Annotated in this window: 17 protein-coding genes; 8 read left to right on the top strand and 9 right to left on the bottom strand. The window is 67.0% G+C overall.

Annotated elements, in window-relative coordinates:
* Positions 1–72: 72 nt before the first annotated feature.
* Positions 73–1,209, top strand: a complete 1,137-nt coding sequence (locus tag L5G28_RS16880) for an Mrp/NBP35 family ATP-binding protein (protein ID WP_372477247.1) — start codon at positions 73–75, stop codon at positions 1,207–1,209.
* 426 nt (positions 1,210–1,635) lie between these two features.
* Entirely contained in the window at positions 1,636–2,265 is a 630-nt protein-coding gene (locus L5G28_RS19530) for a DUF3558 domain-containing protein (RefSeq protein WP_372477246.1), read from the top strand.
* Between the two features lie 87 nt (positions 2,266–2,352).
* Here the strand turns inward: L5G28_RS19530 and tatB are convergent, their stop codons facing one another.
* The 4 genes from tatB to sigE all read right to left on the bottom strand — a co-directional run bounded on the left by tatB (position 2,353) and on the right by sigE (position 5,283).
* The gene (gene tatB / locus L5G28_RS16875; RefSeq protein ID WP_236999460.1) at positions 2,353–2,796 is read right to left on the bottom strand and encodes a Sec-independent protein translocase protein TatB; all 444 of its coding nucleotides are present in this window, start codon (positions 2,794–2,796) and stop codon (positions 2,353–2,355) included.
* Between the two features lie 23 nt (positions 2,797–2,819).
* Entirely contained in the window at positions 2,820–4,229 is a 1,410-nt protein-coding gene (locus tag L5G28_RS16870) for a S1C family serine protease (protein WP_237002535.1), read from the bottom strand.
* A gap of 3 nt (positions 4,230–4,232) precedes the next feature.
* Positions 4,233–4,550, bottom strand: coding sequence for a zf-HC2 domain-containing protein (locus tag L5G28_RS16865; RefSeq protein ID WP_237002534.1), 318 nt, complete (start codon positions 4,548–4,550; stop codon positions 4,233–4,235).
* A 112-nt stretch (positions 4,551–4,662) separates the two neighbouring features.
* Positions 4,663–5,283: an RNA polymerase sigma factor SigE gene (gene sigE / locus L5G28_RS16860; protein ID WP_237002533.1), complete on the bottom strand. Its 621-nt coding sequence runs from the start codon at positions 5,281–5,283 to the stop codon at positions 4,663–4,665.
* A gap of 225 nt (positions 5,284–5,508) precedes the next feature.
* Between sigE and L5G28_RS16855 the strand changes: the two genes are divergently transcribed.
* The gene (locus L5G28_RS16855; RefSeq protein ID WP_236999464.1) at positions 5,509–6,159 is read left to right on the top strand and encodes an O-methyltransferase; all 651 of its coding nucleotides are present in this window, start codon (positions 5,509–5,511) and stop codon (positions 6,157–6,159) included.
* Between the two features lie 185 nt (positions 6,160–6,344).
* Positions 6,345–7,286, top strand: a complete 942-nt coding sequence (locus tag L5G28_RS16850; RefSeq protein ID WP_237002532.1) for an LppP/LprE family lipoprotein — start codon at positions 6,345–6,347, stop codon at positions 7,284–7,286.
* Here L5G28_RS16850 and manB read toward each other — a convergent pair.
* The 3 genes from manB to rfbD are packed head-to-tail and all read right to left on the bottom strand — an operon-like array spanning position 7,283 to position 10,202.
* Positions 7,283–8,356, bottom strand: a complete 1,074-nt coding sequence (gene manB, locus L5G28_RS16845; protein ID WP_237002531.1) for a mannose-1-phosphate guanylyltransferase — start codon at positions 8,354–8,356, stop codon at positions 7,283–7,285. The two genes, L5G28_RS16850 and manB, sit on opposite strands and share 4 nt — an antisense overlap.
* A gap of 43 nt (positions 8,357–8,399) precedes the next feature.
* Positions 8,400–9,278 carry a glycosyltransferase family 2 protein gene (locus L5G28_RS16840; RefSeq protein ID WP_236999467.1) on the bottom strand — a complete coding sequence of 293 codons (879 nt, stop codon included), beginning with the start codon at positions 9,276–9,278 and terminating at the stop codon, positions 8,400–8,402.
* 9 nt (positions 9,279–9,287) lie between these two features.
* The gene (gene rfbD, locus L5G28_RS16835) at positions 9,288–10,202 is read right to left on the bottom strand and encodes a dTDP-4-dehydrorhamnose reductase (protein WP_237002530.1); all 915 of its coding nucleotides are present in this window, start codon (positions 10,200–10,202) and stop codon (positions 9,288–9,290) included.
* A gap of 263 nt (positions 10,203–10,465) precedes the next feature.
* Here rfbD and L5G28_RS16830 point away from each other — a divergent pair, with 263 nt between their 5' ends.
* The 4 genes from L5G28_RS16830 (at position 10,466) to L5G28_RS16815 (ending at position 16,304) form a co-directional block, all read left to right on the top strand.
* The gene (locus L5G28_RS16830) at positions 10,466–12,229 is read left to right on the top strand and encodes an LCP family protein (protein WP_372477245.1); all 1,764 of its coding nucleotides are present in this window, start codon (positions 10,466–10,468) and stop codon (positions 12,227–12,229) included.
* Positions 12,230–12,252: 23 nt separating this feature from the next.
* Positions 12,253–12,945, top strand: coding sequence for a TIGR03089 family protein (locus L5G28_RS16825; protein ID WP_237002529.1), 693 nt, complete (start codon positions 12,253–12,255; stop codon positions 12,943–12,945).
* Complete coding sequence (locus L5G28_RS16820; protein ID WP_236999471.1) at positions 12,942–13,892, top strand: LLM class F420-dependent oxidoreductase; 951 nt, start codon at positions 12,942–12,944, stop codon at positions 13,890–13,892. Before L5G28_RS16825 ends, L5G28_RS16820 begins: the two co-directional genes overlap by 4 nt.
* Positions 13,893–14,021: 129 nt before the next feature.
* The gene (locus L5G28_RS16815) at positions 14,022–16,304 is read left to right on the top strand and encodes a GGDEF domain-containing protein (protein ID WP_237002528.1); all 2,283 of its coding nucleotides are present in this window, start codon (positions 14,022–14,024) and stop codon (positions 16,302–16,304) included.
* Positions 16,305–16,318: 14 nt separating this feature from the next.
* Here L5G28_RS16815 and L5G28_RS16810 read toward each other — a convergent pair whose 3' ends face one another.
* Together L5G28_RS16810 and L5G28_RS16805 are read right to left on the bottom strand one after the other, a co-directional pair.
* Positions 16,319–17,488: an acyl-CoA dehydrogenase gene (locus tag L5G28_RS16810; protein ID WP_236999474.1), complete on the bottom strand. Its 1,170-nt coding sequence runs from the start codon at positions 17,486–17,488 to the stop codon at positions 16,319–16,321.
* Between the two features lie 68 nt (positions 17,489–17,556).
* On the bottom strand, positions 17,557–18,267 hold the full coding sequence (locus L5G28_RS16805) for a TetR/AcrR family transcriptional regulator (RefSeq protein ID WP_237002527.1): 711 nt from the start codon (positions 18,265–18,267) through the stop codon (positions 17,557–17,559).
* Between the last annotated feature and the right edge of the window lie 20 nt (positions 18,268–18,287).

Here is an 18,287-nt window from a genome sequence, read left to right as displayed (position 1 = left end):
GGGTTCGTTCGGTACGTCGAGTGAGGCTGGCCTGAACTCGAAGGCCCCCGAACACTGACTAGACTGGGCCGCGTGAGTACTCCCACCGAATCCGCAGTTCGTTCTGCGCTCAGTAAGGTCTCCGATCCTGAGATCGGTAAACCGATCACCGACCTCGGAATGGTGAAGTCGGTGGCGATCGCCGACGACGGGAGCATCGACGTCGGAATCTATCTGACGACGTCGGGTTGTCCGCTTCGAACCGAGATAACCGACCGCGTGTCCACTGCGGTGTCGGACGTTCCGGGAGCCGGAGCAGTCCGTGTCGAACTCGACGTGATGGACGACGAGCAGCGCACCGAACTCCGCAAGAAACTCCGCGGCGACCGCGCCGAACCCGAGATCCCGTTCTCCAAGCCCGGCAACCTGACTCGCGTCTACGCGATCGCATCGGGCAAGGGTGGTGTCGGAAAGTCGAGCGTCACCGTCAATCTGGCGACCGCTCTCGCCGACCGCGGGCTGTCCGTCGGTGTGCTCGACGCAGACATCTACGGCCACAGTGTCCCCCGCATGCTCGGCAGCGACGCCAAACCGACACAGGTCGAGTCGATGATCATGCCGCCACAGAGCCACGGCGTGCGGTTCATCTCGATCGGGCAGTTCACCGACGGCAACACCCCGGTCACCTGGCGGGGCCCGATGCTGCACCGCGCACTCCAGCAGTTTCTCGCCGACGTCTACTGGGGCGACCTGGACGTCCTCCTCCTCGACCTTCCCCCGGGGACCGGCGACGTCGCGATCTCGATCGCCCAGTTGATTCCGGGCGCCGAGATCCTCGTAGTCACCACACCGCAGCAGGCGGCCGCCGAAGTCGCCGAACGCGCGGGCGCGATCGCACTGCAGACACGCCAGAAGATCCTCGGCGTCGTCGAGAACATGTCGTGGATGGAGTTGCCCGACGGCTCGCGCGTGGAGCCGTTCGGCTCCGGCGGCGGTGAGTTGGTCGCCGAACGGCTCACCCGAGCAGTCGGCGCCCCCGTCGAACTCCTCGGTCAGGTGCCTCTCGAACAGCAGCTCCGCGAAGGCGGCGACGAGGGCACCCCCGTCGTGCTGTCACACCCCGACTCCGCTTGCGGTTCAGCTCTCCGCGCCGTCGCCGACAAGCTCGCGGTCCGACGACGCGGCCTCGCAGGCATGAGTCTCGGCATCGACACCACCCGGCACGACTGACCCGACTTCGCCGAATCTTCCGGTTTCGGCGAGTCCGTGGAACCGAACCGCGCTACCGTGCGTCTAACTGAGTAGGAGCCCTCAACTCGCACCAGCCCAGGGAGTCGCAGTGAGCAACGACGTAGTCTCCGAAATCGCTGCCTGGAACGCGCGCGCCGCCGCCGCGCGAGCCGCCGGGGTTGAGCTGGAAGCGCTGAGTGGGGCGCTCCGAAAAGTCGTCTCCACGAACTATCTTGGAATGGGGTGCGAGGAAGGCGCCAAAGCGTATGAGGCGTTGAGGCGCCTGATCGATTCAGGGGCAAACAGTCTCCAGGCACAAGCACTGAACGCAGCTGACCTGAGTTCACATGCTAACGCTGCGTTGCAAAGTTTGCTGGAAACGGACGCTACGGGTGCCGCTAGCCTTCGAGCAGCCGGAACTGGCCGGTGATACTCCGGGGTCTCGCTTTCGCGGCGCTTCTAGCGGCAACTGCGGCGTGCATCCTGACCGGGTGTACAAGAACTGGCACGCCCCTCGCAGCGATCTCCGCGACTTCGTCAGTTCGCCAGACAGATGATTCCGGGAAGACGCTTCCTTTCCAAACAAGGCACTCTCGACGGTGGAACTCAGCAAACGATGGCACAGCTTACGAGCCGTGTACCGCTCTGTCTCAAGAACAGCTCGCAGAGCTTGGCATCCGGGCGAGCACTGCAGCGGACGCAGCAGGGACCAACGGCCAGACGCTTCGCGGGTGCGACTGGCGATATGCCGGTGGTGACTTCGACAACCACTGGTCGCTTAGTCAGTTTGTCGGCAACTCGCCCGGACTAGCTACGTCGAAGGAACGCAGATCAGGCGGCATCAACCAATGGCTTCCAGACGAAGTGATTTCCGGCCGCCAGGTCGGCGTGCATATCTATACGACCGGGGACCAGTGCGACACTTATGTCCAGTCCGGGCAGGCGTCTGTCATCACGATGGTCACGCACTATGGGAGACCCCAGCCTCCCATCTCGGAGATCTGCGATCGTGCGCTCGCCTTCACGCGGGCGACTATCGACAAGATGCCGCTCTGAACTGCCTACGAGATTAGCTCCGAGAGTTGTGACCAGTATGTGGTCACAAGTCTCGGAGCTAATGGTTCTGGCGAGTAATGCGGGTGATTACGTGGCGTCCCAGTCGGTGTAGTCGTGGGAACGCTTCGTGACGCTCGGCTTCTCGAGCGAAGGGGCAGGAGGGGGCGCCGCCGGCGCCTGAGGCTCGGGACGGGACGGCTTGGACAGTCTCTGGACGTCGAGAGTCTCACGGACCGTACGGCCGAGGTCGTCGACGGACGACGAGTCGCCGCCCAGAAGGTGCTTGGTCACCACGCTTTTCGGGCTCATCTGGCGGAGCTCGTTGATCTGCTGGATCGGCTCACGGAACTGATCGAAGTCCGCGCCCATCTCGTCACGCAGCTGCCCCGACGCGCCCGTCGCGTAGTCGCGGACCTTCCGGATCGACTGCATCGTCCACGACACCGCGCCCGGCAGCCGTTCCGGGCCGAGAATGATCAGCCCCGCAGCGAGCAGCACAACGATCTCGCCCCAACCGATACTGCTGAACATTCGTGAACCAGCTCGATCCGTCTCTAGTCGCTGACCGGCGTGATCGTACCGTCGAAGGTCCTACCCTCACGCCAATAGGTGAACTTCACCTCGTCATCGATCTTCGATGTACGGACCGCGACCGTCAACTCGTCAGAGCCTTCGATCTGACGACCATTGAAACTCGTCACGACGTCGCCCTCGCGCAGGCCCGCGCGCGCAGCAGCACTCCCCTGCGCGACATCACGTACCTGCGCACCGAACACCTTGTCGTTACGGACCGTCGCAGCGCTGACACCGATCGTCGGATGCTTCATCCGGCCGTCCTTGATGAGCGCATCGAACACCGGGATCGCCTCGTTGACCGGGATGGCGAAGCCGAGACCGATCGAACCGCCGTTTGGTGTCGCGGCAGCCGTGTTCACCCCGATCACGCGCCCCTTCGAATCGACGAGCGGGCCGCCCGAGTTGCCGTGGTTGATCGCCGCATCCGTCTGGATCCCGTTAACCACCGTGTCCGTGTCCGACTCCGCGTCCGGCCGCAACGGCACCGGCTGGTCGACGGCGCTCACAATCCCCGTCGTCACCGTCTTCGAGAACCCCAGCGGAGAACCGAACGCGACGACGTTCTCGCCGATCTTCACCTTCGACGAATCGCCCAACGTCGACACCGTCAGGTTCTGAACGTCATCCACCTTGATGACCGCCAGATCGGTCTTTGGATCCCGCCCGGCGATCCGTGCAGGAACACGACTCCGGTCGGAGAACACGGCCTCGAGCTTCGCGCTGCGATCAGACGCCGCCATCGACACGACGTGATTGTTGGTCGCGATGTAGCCGCGCTTGTCGATCACGAACCCCGACCCGCTCACCCCACCGCCGCCAGTACGCACCTCGATGGTCACGACAGCCTTCTCCATCGCGTTAGTGACCTTCGTGACAGTCGTGCCGTCATCGTCGTCGTCAGAATCGTCGACGTTCAGACGCACCGAATCAGAGTTGAGCGGCGTCGCGACCTCCGCCGTCCACCGACCGACGAGACCACCGAAGACTCCGACGAGGAGCGCGGCCATCAACAACGACGCCAACGCCCACCAGTGCACTCGGCGACCCGACAACAAATCGCGGAGGCCGAGTTTCGGACCCGGATCGACCGGGGTCGGCGCCTTCGCCTCGGCCAGAGCCGGGGACGCCAACGCGACACCAGACGCCGGACTCCGCCACGGATCTTCAGGCGCCTCCGGCTCGTCGTCGTCCGGCACCGCGTGCGGGTCACGCTGCAGAGTCTGCGTCTCGCCTTCCGGACGACCGAACGCCTCGCTCAACACCGGGTCCGGTGCAGCGACCTTCGGCTGCGGACGATCTGTGTTCGGAGTGTTCGCGAACGATCCAGTGACGCCTGCCGGACGTCCGAATACAGCTTCGTCCCGCGACGAGGGGGTTCCATCAGTCACGAGTCAGCGGCTCCGACGATTCGATCGACCTGCGCGACGTACGTCGATCTCGCGCGTCGGGATCTGGCTGAGTTGGCCGAGCAGCGACGGTGGAGCACTCATCTGCGCGCCACCGCGCAGCAGCGACCGCGCACGCACCTGGTTGACGACCTCTTCCGAACACCTCGTGCACAACACCAGGTGGGCGTCGGCGCGCGTCGTGGCCATCGGCGACAATTCGTTGTCCACGTAGGCGACGACGGCCTCCACTGCGAGATGCTCGGTCGCCGCGAACTCGTGACGCGGCGGGCGCTCGGGATTCGGAAGGATCGACGAAGTCACCGGCGCCCAACGGCGACCGGAGGAACGGTGTCCCAGACCCACGGGCGGCGCCCCTTCCACTCGGCGGCCGCCGAGGCGGCCCAATGTGATCGGTCGCGCCCAGCTTACGCGATCAGACCTCACTGGCGACGGCGACCGATCGGCTGTCCGTGTGACCGCGCGCTGCGAGGAACTCACGAATCCCCTGCCGACCGCGGTGGATGCGGCTGCGGACCGTGCCCAACTTGACGCCCAACGTCGCACCGACCTCCTCGTAGGAGAGTCCTTCGATGTCGCACAGGACGATCGCCGCACGGAACTCCGGCGCCAACGAATCCAACGCCTCCTGCAACTCCTGGCCCAGGTTCGCGTCCGCGTACACCTGCTGAGGATCGGGCGTGTCGGTCGGGATCTTCTCGTAGACGGGCTCGAGCGCCTCCATGCGAATCTTGGCGCGACGCCGAACCATGTCGAGAAACAGATTCGTCGTGATGCGGTGCAGCCAGCCCTCGAAGGTGCCGGCTTTGTAACTGGTCAACGAGCGAAACACCCGAATGAACGTCTCCTGGGTGAGGTCCTCGGCGTCATGCTGATTACCCGAGAGACGGAACGCGAGACGGTAGACGCGATCGGCGTGCTCGGCGACGAGTTCGTCCCACGACGGCATCAGGTCTTTGTCGCCGGTCGCGTCGAAGCCCGCGGTGCCGCGGAAAGAGCCACGCGGTGCGGAATCGGTCGGGTCAGAGTGGGTCATCGGTGAAGCGCCAATTCCTTTCCTTGCACTGTCGCAAACAGAATCGCCGTTGTCCGTCTGTCCAACGTCGGCGGTGCGATCGATATTCCGTGCCATCGCCTATGACCCTCTCGCATCCGAATGTGGGCGGACCCAGATTGCCCTGTGTGTTTCCTGAGGATGGGAATCGGAGGCGGTCGGCGTGGGGTGATTCCTGGTCAGTGCCACTGTGGCACCCTCATTCACATGACTGACACGACGGGTTCGCAGACCACCGAGCGGCTCAACGCTTACGCCGAGTCCGCGATCATCGAGGACGACGCGATGACCGCGGCACGGATGCGTGGCGAAGAACTCGGCGCGCGCGCCGTCAGCCCGGCCACCGGCGCCCTGCTGTCGCTCCTCGCGCGGACCGGCAACGCCGAACACGTTGTCGAGATCGGTACCGGCGTCGGCGTGAGCAGCCTCTGGTTGTTGGCCGGGATGCCGTCGACCGGAGTCCTGACCACCATCGATCCCGAGTCCGAACATCATCGTGCCGCACGTGAGACGTTCGCCGACGCCGAAATCGCGCCCGGACGAACCCGGCTCATCAACGGCGCGCCGACCGATGTGCTCACCCGACTGGCCGACGAGTCGTACGACCTCGTGTTCGTGGACGGGCTGCCACTGTCGTACCCGGCGTTCGTCACCGAAGCCATCCGCATCCTTCGGCCGGGCGGCCTCCTCGTCGTCAACAATGCCTCCGCCGACGGGACGATCGACGACCGAGAGTCCACCGACCCGCGCACCCTCGCCGCCCGTGAAGCGGCGATGATCGTCGCCGAGGACGACCGCTTTCTGCCGGCCGTGATTCCCGTCGGAACCGGGCTCCTGGCAGCTGCGAAAAGTCGCTGACGGATTTACTAGCACGTATGCGGTATCTACTCGCCCCGCTTAGCTTCAATCGGCCGTGTACGTGCTAGTAATGTTTTCGAGTCATCTATTCGACCGACTCGTTGACTACTGTCTCGACCATCGAACTCGATAGAACTGTTGGCGACGGAACTGGTGACATCAGATCGAGGGGAGGGCTGGGCTGCATGAGGAGGATCGCAACTGCGGCAGCCGTCGCGGCGTGCGTCGCCGCCGCGGTGACCGGTTGCCGCGGCAGTGGCGACGACGGTCCTGAGTCCGATCCGATCCGGTCGACGTCGACGGCCGTCTCGTCCAGTTCGGCGGTGACCGGCGGACCCGCGAACGGCTCAGTGGGTGCCGGTGCACTCCCCGCGACCGCGGGCCACGGGAAGTGCGTCGACCCGGCATCGCCGATCGTCGCGCAGGCAGTGTCCGCGATCGACTCGTACTACGGCCACGATTTCATCGTCACCACGGCGACTCCCGCCGCCCTCGGCTCGTGCCCTGATCTGCTGTGGGTCGAAGCCGGGCTCGCCGGGGGCACCGGGAGTTCGCCCGAACGCGTCCTGTTCTTCGATGCGGACGGTTTCATCCGCTACGACACCGAGGTCAATACCGCGTTCACCTCCGTCGTCGGGTCGACGCGCAACACGGTCACCGTCCGCTACCGGTGGCTCAACGGCCAGGATGTCAGCGCCAACCCGACCGGCGGGCCCGTCGACGTCGACTACACCCTGTCCGGTCAGAACGTGATCGCCGATCGCACCGTCCCCGACCGGGCACTCGCGCCTGTCGAGGAGACGACCACGGCTCCGCTCCCGCCGACCACACCGCCGACCGGATCGTCGCCGACCAACGAAGTGGCGCCCCCGCCGAGCTCGACAAGCTCGCCGAGCACGACGCGACCGTCGACTTCACCCCCGTCGACGGCTCCGAGCACATCCAGCTCGCCTCGGCCGACCAGGCCGCACCTGCCGTTCCTGCCGCACCTGCCCACGAAGCCGCCACCACCGACCCCGTCGAAGCCGTCGCCGGCACCGACGCCCGCGCCCGGCCCGTCAGCCGAGATCGCCCCGCCAGCCGAGATCGCACCGTCGGCCGAGATCGCACCGCCGGCGAGGCGCTAGACGTCCGTCGAGAATCGGATCCCGCTGTCGGGGATCTGGATCTCCGGCCACACGCGGGCACCGCGCAGCAGTTCACAGCGCGCGCCGATGGAAGCGCGGTCGCCGATCACCGTGTCGCGGACGAGCGCGCCTGCACCGACGCGCGCGCCGAAGCCGACGATGCTGCGTTCGACCACTGCACCAGCTTCGATGACCGCGCCGTCGAACACGACCGCCCCGTCGAGTCGTGCGCGAGCACCGACAGTGGCCCCGCGGCCGACGACGGTCCCGCCGATGAGCACCGCGTTGCGCGCCACGTCGGCCTCGTCGAGCACGAGAGCTTCACCGCACTGCTGCGCGATCGCGGGCGACGGGGCGATGCCGCGCACCAGGTCGGCGCTGCCGCGCACGAAGTCTTCCGGGGTGCCCATGTCACGCCAGTACGCGGCGTCGACGTGCGCGTGGATGTGGCGCCCCTGGGCGAGGAGCGACGGGAACACTTCGCGCTCCACCGAGACCGCGCGGTTCGACGGGATCTCCCCGATGACGTCGCGGTTGAAGACGTAGGTGCCCGCGTTGATCTGGTTGGTCGGCGGGTCCTGCGTCTTCTCGAGGAACGCGGTGACACGGCCGTTCGCGTCCGTCGGCACGCAGCCGAACGCACGCGGGTCGCTCACCCGGACCAGGTGGAGCGTCACTTCCGCGCCCGACTCCTGATGGGTCGTCACCACGTCGCGAATGTCGGTGCCGCCCAGCACGTCGCCGTTGAAGACGAGGATCGTGTCAGCGGTCAACGAGTCGTAGACGTTACGGATGCCGCCGCCGGTGCCCAGCGGCTGCTCTTCGGTCACGTACGTCAGGTTGAGCCCGAGCGACGATCCGTCGCCGTAGTGCCGTTCGAACACTTCGGCCTTGAACGACGTCCCGAGGACGACGTCGGTTACGCCCGCTTCGCGGATCCGCGACAGCAGGTGCGTGAGGAACGGCTGCCCGGCCGTCGGAAGCATCGGCTTGGGTGCGGACAGCGTCAACGGACGCAGCCGGGTGCCTTTGCCGCCGACGAGGACCAGTGCCTGAACAGACGGTGCCACAGAGTTTCCTTCCAGAATTACGTGTCGGATGCGCGGGTGCTCGTCACGGCTGCTCGGCGCGGCGTCGCTCGCGCAGAGCCGCGGCGACCGCGATCTTCGATCGGACGGCGAGTCCGGCCCGCAGCGCCAGGCGCAGGGGTGCGCGGAGCGGCCCCGGATTGCGGTCCGCGTTGAAGCGGTACGCGCTCGCGTGGTGCGCCGGGATCATCTTCTCGGGATGCTTGCTGACCGAGTGACTCTTGGCGTGCAGCACGCGAGCGCTCGGCACGTACACGTTGAGCCAGCCGGCTCGGCCGAAGCGGTCGCCGAGGTCCACGTCCTCCATGAACATGAAGTAGCGGGAGTCGAAGCCGTCGACGCCGTCGAACGCGCTGCGGCGCACCAGTAGGCACGATCCGGACAGCCAGCCGACCGGACGTTCGGTGAGGCCTCGTTCGTCGTCGCGATACGCCTTGGTCCACGGGTTCGACGGCCACACGGCTCCGAGGACTGCGTGCCCCGTACCCGCTACGAGATCGGGGACGGCGCGCGCCGACGGGTACACCGAACCGTCGAGTTCGGTGACGAGTGGGCCGAGGCTCGCGGCACGCGGCCAGCGTCGTGCGGCGGCGACGAGCTCGTCGAGCGAGCCGGGCGACCACTCGACGTCGGGGTTCGCGATGACGATGAACTCGACGTCGGGGTCGAGTTCGGCGACGCCGCGGTTCATGGCGCCGCCGTAGCCGATGTTTCCGCCGGTCTCCACGAGTGTCACGTTGTCGTGGTCGGCAGCAGCCTTCTCGGGTGCCCCGTCGGTCGACCCGTTGTCGGCGATCACGACGTGCGGCGTGTGCTGCGTCGCGTCGGAGAGCGTGCGCAGAAAGTTGTGCAGGTAGTCACCGGACGAGTACGTCACGGTCACCACGCCGAAGGGTGCAGTCACCGCGACAGACTAACCCGAAGACGACACGTCGAGCGCGTCCTGTAGGGCGTCCGGCCAGTCACGCAGCGGAGTCAGACCCGCTCGCACCCAGCTCACCGCGGACAGCACAGAGTACGCCGGACGTGCCGCGGGACGGGGGAATTGTGCTGTGCTGCAAGGCTTTACGCGGCTCGGATCGGCTCCAATCCCGGCGAAGACAGCGCGAGCGAGATCACACCAGGTGGCGTCGCCGCCGTTAGTCGCGTGCAGCACCTCTCCACCGCCCGAACGACCCGACCGGAGGCGTGCGACGAGCTCCCACAGTCCGTCGGCCAGGTCGGGCGCATACGTCGGCGAGCCGCGCTGGTCGTCGACGACGGTCAGTTCGTCGCGCTCGCCTTCCAGTCGCCGCATCGTTGTGACGAAGTCGCGGACCGGGGCGCGGCCGGTGAACAGCCACGCCGTTCGTACGACGACGGCGTCCGGGTCGGCACGGAGCACCGCCCGTTCACCGGCGAGTTTGCTCGCTCCGTAGACGGTGTCGGGCGCCGCGTCGACGGGCAGGTCGGACGGTTCGAGCGGGAACGTCCACGCGCCGCGCGGAAAAACGTAGTCGGTCGAGACGTGGATCAGATGTGCGTCGGCAGCCGAGGTGGCCGCGGCGAGGTGCGCCGACCCATCGGCGTTCACCGCGTAGGCGGCACCGCTCGCCGTCTCGGCGGCGTCGACGTCGGTGTACGCGGCGACGTTGAGTACGACGTCTCCCGCGGCGAGGTCGGTGAGCGACGTCTCGACGGAGTTCGGGGAGGTGATGTCGATGTCGGACGATCGCATCCCCACCACGCGGGCGTCGTCGGGGACCGAGTGGGAGGACAGGAGCGCGGATCCGAGCTGGCCTGCGGCACCGATCACATAGATCGTCGAAGGATGGTTCACGCCGACCATCGTGCCTCACCGGCGATCGCGCTCTACTGCCCGTGTCTCCCGTCCGCTGTGTGTCCCCTCCCGCTGTGTCTCTCTTCCCGCTGTATTCCCCCCGCGCTATCTCCCCCCGCCGTATCTCCCCCCGCCCTATCTCACTGCGAGCGTGGCATCGCCCACGCCGGGGCGCGCTTCCCCGACCCGCACCGGACTCGCCAGTATCCTCGGGCGGAGAGCGCGTCGAACGGCGCGCGTCGACGACATGCAGTGAAGGGAACGACCGAGGCGTGGATCAGCGACGTGAAGGCGGCGGGGACGACTCCCCCCGCGGGGGCACACGCGGAAGCGCCGACGGCACACCGTCGCGTCCGCGTGGGGATGCTCCGCGTGGGGATGCACCGCGTCGACGCCGCCCGGCACCGGTGGACACCGCGGCGCGGCGCCGTCGGACCTCCGACGAGATCCACACCCGTCCCCGCAAGCGGCGGCCGGCTGCGAAGCCGTCGGAGACGTCGGGTGGCAAGCGCACGGTGACGGCCGGCTCATTCCGGGACACGGTGAAACTGTGGGCCACGCGGCCCATCGCCGGGATCGCCCCCAAGCACATCGGCCGCACCGTCGTCGCGCTGTTAGCGATCGTCGTCCTGGTGGTAACCGGCTTCGGCTGGAGTGAAGTCAATTCGATCCGGTCGTCGGCCACCCAGATCGGCGGCCTCGGTCTCGGCGGCGGCGACGACGGCGCGGTGGACATCCTTCTGGTGGGCACCGATTCGCGGAACGATGCGAACGGCAATCCGCTCCCCGAGGACGAGCTCAAACGTCTGAGGGTGAGCGGTGAGGTCACGACGAGCACGGACACCATCCTGCTCGTCCGCATTCCGAATGACGGCTCGGCCGCCACCGCGGTGTCGATCCCGCGAGACTCGTACGTCGACGTCCCAGGCCTCGGTAAGAGCAAGGTCAACGCCGCATACGGCGCGACGCGGGAGACGGTCCGCGCGAAGGAGGTCGAGGACGGCGCGAGCGAAGCCGAGGCGGAGGAAGCGGGTACCAAAGCCGGTCGACAGGCGTTGATCAAGACCGTCGGGAACCTGACCGGCGTCACCGTCGACCACTATGCCGAGGTCGGCCTCCTCGGGTTCGCGTTGCTCACCGACGCGGTAGGCGGCGTCGAAGTGTGTCTCAAGCACGCGGTCCGGGAACCGTTGTCGGGAGCGCGTTTTCACAAGGGGAGGCAGACCCTCGACGGCCCGCAGGCCTTGAGCTTCGTCCGACAGCGCCACAATCTGCCGCGCGGCGACCTCGACCGCATCACTCGCCAGCAGGTCTACATGGCCTCCCTCGCACAGCAGATCCTGTCGACACAGACTCTCACCGACACCGGCAAGCTCAACGAACTGCAGGACGCGGTGTCGAAGTCGGTGCTCCTCGACGACGGCTGGGACATCCTCGGGTTCGCCGAACAACTCAAGGATCTGACCGGGGGCAACATCAAGTTCGCCACCATCCCGGTCGCCGACGACCAGGCGTGGAGCGAGGACGGCACCCAGAGCGTGCTCGGCATCGACCCGACTGCGGTGCACGCCTTCGTCGAACGCCTGTTGGGCGGCGGTGAGTCGTCGAAGTCGGAGTCGGACGATCCGCGAGCCGACTACACGGTGGACGTCGTGAACGCGGGCACCGTCGAGGGGCTCGCAGGCAACGTGTCGAGACTGCTGGCCGGCCGCGGCTTCAAACGTGGCGCCACCTCGACTAAGCCGATGAACGAGTTCGACTCGCTGGTGTTCGCGAACTCGAAGGACAATGAGGGCGCCAAGCAGTTGGTGACCGACCTCGGTGGCGGTATCGAGATCCGGGTGGACTCGTCGCTGCCGGAGGATCGCCTCAAGCTCGCGCTCACCAACACGTACGTCGGCGCGGGTTCGATCGTCAACACCGGCGACCAGGGCGGTGACGATTCCGGATCTGACGAAGGATCGTCGTCGCAGCCGTCCACCAAATCGCCCACGGTCATCAAGGCCGACAACGACGGCCCGGTCTGCGTCAACTGAGCGGCGTCGGCGACGATGGTCCTATGACTGACACGTTGACCGCACTCGTCCTCGGTCGGGTCGCCGACCACGCCCGCCCGCTGTTCACCTTCTACGACGAAGGCACCGGCGAACGCACCGAGTTGTCCGCGGCGACGCTCGGCAACTGGGCGGCGAAGATCGCCAACTACCTGCGCGACGAGATCGGTCTGGCCCCAGGCGACGAGGTGCGCGTCGACCTCCCCGAACACTGGCAGAGCGCGGCGGTCCTCCTCGGGGCATGGTGGGCGGGAGCGCACGTCCTGGTCGACGACGCCGACGGGGACGCTCGGGTGGTGTTCACCAGCCGTGGCCGCCTCGACGCGCACGACGCCGACGAGGTCGTCGTCGTCCCGCTCGATCCGTTCGCGATGGGCTCGCGGGAACTGCCGATCGGGGTGAACGACTTCGGCGAGTCGGTCCGCGCGCACGGCGACCAGTATCGGCCGTCCGGCACCGGGCGACTCGCCCTGAACGACCTGTCCACCGAGACCCTGGCGGCCACGGAATCGACCGCGCGCCAGGGTGATCGGATCGTATCGACACTCCCGTGGAACACGGCCGAGACGATCGCCGCGAACGTGGTGGCACCACTGCTGCACGGCGCGTCGCTGGTGTGGGTGCGCGGCGCGGACGCCGAGCGCGTGGCCGCGATCGCCGCCATGGAGAAGGCGACGGCAGTACATTCGGGAGAATGACACGACTCGGTTACCAGATCCCGAACTTCACCTACCCCGGCGTCGCCCCCGCGGACCTCTTCGATCGGATTCGCGCTCAGGCCGTCGAAGCCGACGAGTCGGGCTTCGACACCGTGTTCGTGATGGACCACTTCTATCAGCTGCCGATGATCGGCGCCCACGACCAGGAGATGATCGAGTGCTACACGCTGTTGTCGGCGCTCGCACAGCACACCTCGCGGGTCCGGCTGTCCGCGCTCGTCACCGGTAACACGTATCGTGAGCCTGCTCTGCTCGCCAAGACGGTCACCGCTCTCGACGTGGTGTCGGGCGGCCGCGCTCAGCTCGGGATCGGCGCGGGCTGGTTCGAGCTCGAACACGACAGTCTCGGTTTCGAGTTCGGTACGTTCACCGATCGCTTCGAGCGCCTCGAGGAGTCCCTGCAGATCGTGCTCGGCATGCTGCGGGGAGAACGCCCGAGCTTGGACGGGAAGTGGTACACGGTGCGTGACGCCGTGAACTCCCCCGCTCCTCTGACCCGCGTCCCGGTGATGATCGGCGGCGGCGGCGAGCGCAAGACGCTGCGGATGGTCGCCCAGTACGCCGACGAGTCGAACATCATCTGCGCACCCGACCAGATCGGCCGCAAGCTCGCCGCGCTCGACGGACACTGCGAGCGCCTCGGCAGGGACCGGTCGGAGATCACCGTAAGCCTCCAGACCTATGCGTGCATCGCCCAGACGCACGATCAGGCGGTTGCCGAGCTCGACGCCTACATCGAACGCGCGCCGCAGGCCGCCGGGCGTCGCGACGGCTTCATCGTCGGCAGCCCAGACGAGGTCCGAGCCCGCTACGAGGCCCTGTTGGAGTCCGGTGTCGACGGATTCAGTGTCAATTTGATGGCGAACGGCCACCTGCCGGGTCGGGTGAGTCTGCTCGGCGAGACCTTGGCACCGCTCATCGGGTGACCTGAAACATCTGGCAATCGGCGAGCGAATACATTAAGACGCGGCCGCACGCTGTGATGCCAATCACTGCCTGCGATCTGCACTGCTCGACCTCGCCGTCCCCTGCCACGAAAGTTCTCAGTCCCGCCTATGATTCGTCTCCCTGCGTCCCGGTCCCACGAGTCCGCGCTGTTCCACGCGGACTTCGTCGCGGCAGGCCGAGCGACCAAAGCGCAGGTCACCGTGATCATGGCGCTGGGACTGGCCGCGATGTGGATACTGCGTCCGATCCTGTTCAACGAACCGCATCCGCTCATCCACGACTGGGCGTTCGCGAGCCTCTGGCTCGTCGTGCCGGCCGCGATCCGGGTGGTGAGTTGTCTGCCTCGCACGCCACCGCCCTGGTCGACGGGGCTGTTCATCGCGTCCGTGTATCTCGATGTCATCACCTTCATGGTGATTCGGTCGCTGTCGGAGCAGGGCGGCTACGACGAGATCCCCATCCTGATACCGATCGCGTACCTTGCGAGCCTGTTGGTGGTGCACATTCGGTTCGTCGTGCTGGTGCCCGCGATGCTCGTCGGCTTCGCGACTCTCGCGATCATCGAGGCGACGACGATCCCGATCACCAGCGCGAGCGTCGTCGACATCGGCGCGGCGGGCGCGATCTTCTTCGTGCCGCTGGCGTCGTCCTGGCTCCACGAGCGTGAGACCGAACTGGGCTGGGTGCGCGAGCGTCGCCTGAACACCCTGTCGACCACGGACGAACTGACCCGGCTGCCCAATCGGCGTGCTTTCGATCACGAGCTTCAGAGAGCGCTGACCGACGGTCCGCTGCCGGTGTCGCTCGCCATCCTCGACGTCGACCGATTCAAGGTTCTCAACGACGCCCTGGGGCACGCAGCCGGTGACCGCACGCTCGCCGCGATCGGCCGCAGCATCGCCGATTCGGTGGACGGACCGAGCACGTTCACGGCGCGGTTGTCGGGCGAGGAGTTCGTCGTCGTGTGGTCGGGCGACGACCCGGAGACCGCCCGCGCTCAGGCCGACCGGGTTCGTGGCGATCTGGCATCGCTCCAGCTGCCGTCCGGACGGTTCGACACGCCCGTGACCGCATCCGCCGGATTCGCCTCACTCGGGTCGCCGCCCGAGGACCCCGCCCGCGCCGCAGCGGTACTCACGGCCACCGCCGACGCCGCACTCTACCGAGCGAAGCACGACGGACGAAACCGACTCGTGGCAGCCGCGACGCTGATCCCGGACTCAGACCCGACGGTCGACGCCCGACTGCAACGACCGGTCGACGAGGTGTCCGTCGAGGTCGAGGATCCCCTGGGTGAACATGATCGTGCGTTCCTCGCCGACTTCGACCGTTCAGGACTCGTCGCCCGGCGAGTGATCATGGCAGGCATCGCGCTGATCGTCGTCGCCGTCGCCGCTGTCGCGCCCGGCCTGCTCGCGCTCCCGGACACCACCGTGACGACGAGCCGGGTGGTGTACGGCTTCCTGATGATTCCGGCCGCGGTCGTAGCCATCGTCGCCGCGACCTGGCGACGTCTGCGTCCGTGGGCAGCCGTCATCCATGTCGTATGCGTCGCCCTGGTCATCGCCGGACAGATGTGGTTGCGCGCGTCCGACGTTCCTCACGCGCAGGAGATCGTCACCTTCCTGATGCCGGTCGCCGTCCTACTCAGCCTCGGCGTCGTGCAGATCCGGTTCCGGTTGATGTTCCCCGCGATGGTCGTCCTGTACATCGGGATCCTTGTCGTCGAGTGCCTCGCCGTTCCTGCCTACGACGGCGATTACCTCGCGTTCTCGCCGATGACCTTCATGACGGCGGTGGTGATCCAGGCGTCGTACCGGCTGCAGCGCGCGGCCAATCTCAACTGGCAGCGGTCCCAACGCCTGCATGCTCTCGCACGGACCGATCCGCTGACCGGCTTACCGAACCGACGGCAGTTCGCCGAGGACTCCGCCAGCCGACCCGCCGACGGTGACACCGGTGTCAGAGCGATCGTGATGATCGACGTAGACCATCTCAAACAATTCAACGACGCATTCGGGCACCTCGCGGGCGACGGGTGCCTCGATCAGATCGCGGACGTGCTCACCCAGTCCGCGAGAGCTGTGCCTGCGCGGATCTATCGACTCGGCGGCGAGGAGTTCGCGGCGATCATCACCGGCGACACCGCGTCGACCGTGGCCGACCGTGCGCGACAGCTGGTCGCCGCCGTCGAAGAAGCCCACATCGAGTCGCCGGTGCCCGGCTGGCCGGTCACCGTGTCGGCGGGCCTGGCCGTCGCCGACGCCTCCGAGGACCTCGGTTCGGCGATGAGCCGCGCCGACGACGCCCTGTACGAGGCCAAACGCACCGGCCGGAACCGCCTCGTGGTCGCCGAGTGCGGTCCGGCCGGTGCGGGCGATCGTTCGTGAGGCGTCTTCTCGACTCAGCCGCGCAGCAGCGCGCGAGCCATGACCATGCGCTGGACCTGGTTGGTGCCCTCGTAGATCTGGGTGATCTTGGCGTCACGCATCATGCGCTCCACCGGGAAGTCGGTGGTGTAGCCGGCACCGCCGAACAGCTGGACGGCGTCGGTGGTGACCTCCATCGCGACGTCGGACGCCATGCACTTGGACGCCGACGAGATGAACCCGAGGGGGCCTGCGCCGCGCTCGGCACGTGATGCCGCCGCGTACACCATGAGGCGAGCGGCCTCGACCTTCATCGCCATATCGGCGATCATGAACTCGACGCCCTGGAACTGGCTGATGGTCTTGCCGAACTGCTTGCGCTCCTTGACGTAAGCGATGGCCGCGTCGAGCGCACCCTGAGCGACACCGATCGCCTGCGCGCCGATCGTCGGGCGGGTGTGATCGAGGGTGGCGAGCGCGGTCTTGAAGCCGGTGCCCTCGTCACCGATGATCCGGTCCTCGGGGATGGTGCAGTTCTCGAAATACAGTTCGGCGGTCGGGCTGCCCTTGATGCCGAGCTTGTGCTCGAGCGGTCCGACGGTGAAGCCCGGGTCGTCCTTGTGGACCATGAACGCCGAGATGCCATTGGCGCCCTTCTCGGGGTCGGTGACGGCCATGACGGTGTACCAGGCGGACTGTCCACCGTTGGTGATCCAGCACTTGGAGCCGTTGAGCACCCAGGTGTCGCCGTCGCGGCGGGCGCGGGTCTTCATGGCCGCGGCGTCACTGCCCGCTTCGCGCTCGGACAGGGCGTACGACGCCATCGCCTCACCCGATGCGATCGACGGCAGGACCTTGGCCTTGAGCTCGTCCGAACCGGAGAGGATCAGGCCCATGGTGCCGAGCTTGTTGACGGCCGGGATGAGCGAGGCGGACACGTCGACGCGGGCGACCTCTTCGATCACGATGCAGGCGGCGAGCGAGTCGGCGCCCTGACCTTCGAACTGCTCGGGAACGTGCACGGCGTTGAAGCCGTTGGCGACGAGGGCGGCACGAGCCTCCTCGGGGAAGCGGGCGTTCTCGTCGACGTCCTTCGCGTGCGGCGCGATCTCCTTCTCGCTGAGCGCACGGATCGCCTCACGAAGTGCCTCGTGTTCTTCCGGCAGCTGGAAGAGGTCGAAATCGGGGTTACCGAACTTGCCCATGGACTACTCCTTTAACCGACATCAGCGCTGTCACTGAGTGTCACTGATTGGGGAACTACCTGAGTTCATCATGGCACTGCGTGCCAGGTCAATCGTTCGCGGACAATGTCGGCTATCTCATCCGGACTGAGATCCGCGCCGTGGGCGACCACCGTGACCGCGTTGGTCTGCGGTGCGCTTGCCCCGCTGGGCATCACCGCGCTCGCGTGGATCCGTCGCAGCTCGGCGCGGAGCGCATCGGCGGTCGCCGCCGCGTCGCCCCGCACCATCTGACGAAGCAGATGATTGTGTGCACCGGTCACCGCCGCCGCGTAGGCCACCTGCCGAACACGTGGGACATCCGGCAGTCGACGCCGCAGCGAATCCTCGAAGAGCCGCTGATAGCGGTAGGTGGTGACGAGTTCCCGATCACGCAGCGCGGGGACCTGCGACACCACTCGATACCGTCCCGTCGCGAGGTCACGATGAGCCGCGAAGTGTGCGAAGACCTCCTCGGCCGCGAGACAGACCGACCACCACGGGTCATCGCCTGCGGCCTCGGCCGCCGCCAACTGCTCGGCGACCAGCGCCATCAGCTGCTCGTGGTCGGCGAAGATGAAGTCCTCTTTGGACCGGAACTGTCGGAACAGGGTGCGACGCGACACGCCGGCCGCCGCGGCGACGGCGTCGACCGTCGTCGCCTCGTATCCGTGCTCGGCGAACAATCGGATCGACTCGGCGACGACCTGCATCCGGAATCCCGCCGAGTCGGACTCGTTCGCTACTGCGCCCGCACTCATGGCATCCAGTATCCAACGCG

Source organism: Gordonia liuliyuniae (assembly GCF_021739025.1).
GTDB classification, from domain to species: Bacteria; Actinomycetota; Actinomycetes; order Mycobacteriales; family Mycobacteriaceae; genus Gordonia; species Gordonia liuliyuniae.
This window is presented reverse-complemented; position numbering and strand designations above follow the sequence as displayed.

Coding starts and splice junctions, on each gene's coding strand:
- L5G28_RS16855 (WP_236999464.1), top strand. CDS start 5,509: ATGACTGACACGACGGGTTCGCAGACCACCGAGCGGCTCAACGCTTAC.
- tatB (WP_236999460.1), bottom strand. CDS start 2,796: ATGTTCAGCAGTATCGGTTGGGGCGAGATCGTTGTGCTGCTCGCTGCG.
- L5G28_RS16850 (WP_237002532.1), top strand. CDS start 6,345: ATGAGGAGGATCGCAACTGCGGCAGCCGTCGCGGCGTGCGTCGCCGCC.
- L5G28_RS16825 (WP_237002529.1), top strand. CDS start 12,253: ATGACTGACACGTTGACCGCACTCGTCCTCGGTCGGGTCGCCGACCAC.
- L5G28_RS16805 (WP_237002527.1), bottom strand. CDS start 18,267: ATGAGTGCGGGCGCAGTAGCGAACGAGTCCGACTCGGCGGGATTCCGG.
- rfbD (WP_237002530.1), bottom strand. CDS start 10,202: ATGGTCGGCGTGAACCATCCTTCGACGATCTATGTGATCGGTGCCGCA.
- L5G28_RS16810 (WP_236999474.1), bottom strand. CDS start 17,488: ATGGGCAAGTTCGGTAACCCCGATTTCGACCTCTTCCAGCTGCCGGAA.
- L5G28_RS16815 (WP_237002528.1), top strand. CDS start 14,022: ATGATTCGTCTCCCTGCGTCCCGGTCCCACGAGTCCGCGCTGTTCCAC.
- sigE (WP_237002533.1), bottom strand. CDS start 5,283: ATGACCCACTCTGACCCGACCGATTCCGCACCGCGTGGCTCTTTCCGC.
- L5G28_RS16820 (WP_236999471.1), top strand. CDS start 12,942: ATGACACGACTCGGTTACCAGATCCCGAACTTCACCTACCCCGGCGTC.